The sequence below is a fragment of the Frankia canadensis genome, from assembly GCF_900197875.1.
Lineage (GTDB): Bacteria > Actinomycetota > Actinomycetes > Frankiales > Frankiaceae > Frankia > Frankia canadensis.
In genome coordinates this window covers 1-4,084 of record NZ_FZMO01000305.1, presented here as the reverse complement: position 1 = coordinate 4,084, position 4,084 = coordinate 1, and the positions used below count along the sequence as shown (strand labels likewise).

The 4,084-nt window shown below is 70.1% G+C and carries 2 protein-coding genes and 2 pseudogenes; 3 read left to right on the top strand and 1 reads right to left on the bottom strand.

Features of this window, described 5'->3' with window-relative positions; all coding sequences use genetic code 11:
- Positions 1-185: 185 nt before the first annotated feature.
- Positions 186-878, top strand: a pseudogene (locus C1A33_RS21480) (RibD family protein).
- A 298-nt stretch (positions 879-1,176) separates the two neighbouring features.
- Positions 1,177-1,731: a hypothetical protein gene (locus C1A33_RS36885; protein WP_101833205.1), complete on the top strand. Its 555-nt coding sequence runs from the start codon at positions 1,177-1,179 to the stop codon at positions 1,729-1,731.
- Between the two features lie 20 nt (positions 1,732-1,751).
- On the opposite strand, the pseudogene C1A33_RS38060 reads toward C1A33_RS36885, so the two are convergent.
- Positions 1,752-2,072, bottom strand: a pseudogene (locus C1A33_RS38060) (alpha-amylase family glycosyl hydrolase); the annotation flags it as partial.
- Positions 2,073-2,256: 184 nt separating this feature from the next.
- Between C1A33_RS38060 and C1A33_RS21465 the strand changes: the two are divergent.
- Positions 2,257-3,924, top strand: coding sequence for an IS1380 family transposase (locus C1A33_RS21465; protein WP_279354681.1), 1,668 nt, complete (start codon positions 2,257-2,259; stop codon positions 3,922-3,924).
- Positions 3,925-4,084 lie beyond the last annotated feature (160 nt).

Below are 4,084 nucleotides of genomic sequence, written 5' to 3'. Positions count from 1 at the left end.
CCGCAAGAAGTCCACAACGAATTCCTGAACCGCAATGATGCGGCCTAAAACCGACTGATAGAATGTGTCCGGAAAACGCGGGGCCGATCACGGCGCAACCACGGATGAGCGCCAGGCGGACAGGGCGATGACCGAACACCGGACCGATCTGGCCGCCACCTGACGAAGATCCGGAGTCACGACAGATGACCGATCGCCCCTACGTCCTGCTGAGCTGCGCGATGTCCGTGGACGGGTACATAGACGACGCGACGTCGGCACGACTCCTCCTCTCCAACGACGAGGACTTCGACCGGGTCGACGAGGCGCGGGCGAGCTGTGACGCGCTCCTGGTCGGCGCGGAGACGATCCGCCGGGACAACCCGCGCCTGCTGGTCCGCTCGCAGTAGCGTCGGGACGCCCGTGTGGCCGCCGGACTCCCCCCGAGCCCGGCGAAGGTGACCCTGACGAGCAGTGGACGCCTCGACCCGGCGGCGAGCTTCTTCACCGCGACCGTCGGGGACGCGCCCCGCCTGGTGTACTGCCCGTCATCGGCCTTGGCGGCGGCGAAGGTGGTCGGCGACGTCGCCACCGTGGTCGACGCCGGTCCCAAGCTGGAGCTGGCCGAGGTGTTGGCCGACCTCCATCGCCGCGGGATCGGCCGGCTGATGGTGGAGGGCGGGACTCGCGTCCTGACCCAGTTCCTGACCGCGGGCCTGGTGGACGAGCTGCATCTCGTGGTCGCCTCGTTCTTCGTCGGGGAGCCCGAGGCGCCGCGGTTTGTCGACGGCGGCTCGTTCCCGTGGAACTCGGATCGGCGGATGCGGCTCGTCGGGGTTCGGCAGATGGGCGACGTGCTCCTGCTGCGATACCTGCCGCCGGTGACGAGCGAGCGGTAGAGGGTGGCCCTGAGGTTCTCGAGAGCAACGCGAAGGTCCAGGCGAAGCGCATCCCGTCTGGGCCTTCGCCGCGTTCAGGTCCCGTGCCTGCTCGTCGTCCACCTGCCTCACCTCAGCCGCGGCCCTCGCTGATCATGGCCGGGTGCGTCCGGGGTGTCACCGGTGCCGGCGAGCCGGTCGGGGGAAAGAGAACGCGCCGGCGCCGTGGGCGACCCCGACGACGGCTCCCGCCGGCGCCAGCTCGATCCGGCCGGAGCGTGTACCCTTTCGTCGCCCGCATCATGCAAAGATCATCCGTGTGAGCGGAGAACTGGAACAGATCGCCGACCTGCTGCGGCAACGTAACGCTGTCGATGAGCGGATCGCTGCCGTCATCGGCCGGCCGATGACGGCCGGGCACCTGGGTGAGTGGATCGCGGCGCGGGTCTTCCACGTGGAGCTTGAGCAGTCGGCGGTCGCCGCGGCGATCGACGGCCGTTTCACCACCGGTCCGCTGCAAGGACGGACCGTGAACGTGAAGTGGTACCTCAAACGGGAGAACCTGCTCGACATCACCGAGTCGGCGGTGCTGGACTACTATCTCGTATTCACCGGTCCGACCTCGGTGGCGGCGTCATCGCGTGGCGGAACCCGCCCTTGGACCATCGCAGCGGTCTACCTGTTCGACGCCCAGCGGCTGCTCGACGAGCTTCGAGCCCGCGGGGTTAAGACGGGGACGGCGACGAGCGTTCGGGCCGCGCAGTGGGAGTCGGCCGAGATCTTCCCGCGGGCAGGCAACGGGCTGCTGAGGATGGAGCCGGAACAAGCGCGCATTCTGCGCCTGTTCGCGCCACCGGAGGGCAGTGTGCACTGACTGCAGTCGTCGTCGGGATCATTGGCGGCGGCAATGAACCACGGGTGCTCGTCGGAGGTGTGCCCGGCGACCAGGTCGAGCAGAATCCGCATACCCCGCTGACGGGCGGCGTCGACCAGCGACACCAGGTCATCGACGGCGCTGTACCGGGACGCGATGGCGCGGTAATCCATCACGTCGTACCCGGCGTCACGGAACGGGGAGGTGAACACGGGACTCAGCCACACGACGTCCAGGCCCAGCCAGGCCAGGTAGTCCAGCCGCTCCTCGATACCCCGCAGGTCTCCGATGCCATCACTATCAGAGTCGGAAAAGCTCTGCGGGTAGATGTGGTAGATCACCGCGTCGGCCAGCCACTCCGCCGGACCACCGCTGGACGTCACCTCGGCATCTGACCTAGATCCGCCAGTAGTGGCTGATGTTGGGGGTTCGTAGATCGCTGGAACGTGAGCGGGTGCCTGCCGTGCAGGGAGAATCGGGGTTACCACACCTACCGATGAAGCCCTGACGAGAGGCACCCGCCGGGTGAACAGACTACGCAGATCGACCGGGCCGAGGCGACGGGCCCCGCGGGTTCGGGTCGGGCCTGTGGACCGGTCGTTGACGGGGATGGCGGGGCTGGTCGCGGTCGCCGAGCTGGTGGATCGGCTCGGGGTCGTCGAGGCTCTCGACGACCAGGTCGGGCCGGTCAAGCAGCGGGCGCGGGGGCTTTCGGGCGGGGAGTTGCTGGTCGGGTTGGCGAGCGCGCAGGTGGCGGGGCAGGCGACGCTGTCGGGGCTGGACCGGCTGCGGTCCGACGAGGCCGGTGGGTTGCTGGCGGCGGTGCCGTTCGCGCCGTCGCGGACGGCGGCGAGGCTTGCGGGCCGGTTCGGTCTGGCGCAGCTGGCCGGGGTCGAGGGGGCGGTCGGGGTGCTGGCGTCGCGCTGGCTGGCCCGGCTGCCGGCTCAGCGCCGCGCCGAACTGGTCACCGGGCGGCCGACGATCGACCTGGACTCCTCCGACGTGGAGGTCTTCGGCCGTAAGAAGCGTGGCGTGGCCTATACCTACGAGGGGAAGAAGGCGGGCCGGCCGCTGCTGGCGTCGTGGGCCAGGGCCGGCCTGGTCCTGGCCGCCGACCTGCTTGCCGGGGACCAGGACGTCCGGCCGCGGGCCGCCGGGCTGCTCGCCCGGGCGCTGTCCAACCTGCCTGCCGCGGTCTGCGCGCCGCCGCTTCTCCGCGCGGACTCGGGGTTCTTCACCGGCGAGCTCGCCCGCGCCGCCGTGGCGGCGGGCGTCGACTTCGCGATCGCCGCCCCGCGCAACAGCGCGCTGTGGCGGGCCTACGCCGCCGTCGAGGAGAACGCCTGGACCGACGCCCGGGACATGACCGGCGCTCAGGTCGCCGCCAGCTCCTCTGCGCCGGCGGGCTGGCCGCCCGGCACCTACACGGTCATCCGCCGGGTGAAGGTCCCCGCCGGCGAGATCTCCGCCGACCCCCGCTCGCGGCGTCGGCGCACCATCCCGAAAGACCAGCTCACCCTCGCCCTCGACGGGGTCGTCGACCACGCCTGGGCGGTCAGCTTCATCGTCACGAACATCCCCGCCAACGACCCGGACGGCATCGTCGCCGTCGAGCACTGGTTCCGTGGCCGCGCCGACATCGAGACCCGGATCAAGGACGCCAAGCTCGGCGCCGGCCTGCGCCACCTGCCCTCGGCCGACTCGGCCGTCAACCAGGTCTGGATGTGGGCGGCGATCCTGGCCGGCTGGCTGTCCACGATGCTCCAGGCCCTGACCGGGTTCGACCAGCACGCCGGGCGCGCCCACGGTGACCGGCTCCGCCACGAACTGATCCTGATTCCCGGCCGGGTCACCCGCCACGCCGGGGCCCTCACCCTGCGCCTACCACCCGGCCGCGACCAGCACCTACCTACCGGCCTCGACCGGCTCGCGCCCTTCCGACAGCCGCCTGACCAGCGGATCTCCCTCCCCACGACATCCTCCGGGCCGTGGACCCGGCGCCGACCCGGCGCGACAGCCGGGCCGTCACCCTGCCCACCACCCAGAGACAACATCAACAAGCCCGAAAAGGAAAGATCACCGATCTTTCATCAGACGAACCGTACTACTGGCGGATCTAGGTCTGAATCAGCACCAGCACAGCCCACAACGCGGGTCCAGCCGCCACCAGAAGCGAAGGCGCCGGAGCCGTAGGCGCGAGATCCGGGTGGAGCTACCGCTACCAGGCCCGGATGCCGACTCTAGTGACGCTCAGTAGTTGTCTATCCTTGCCTTCCGGACATATGGGAAGCGATGGCACTGGCTGGGGGGCGACGATGGTTTCGAGCGCGGCGGCTCGGTTGTACGCGGAGAT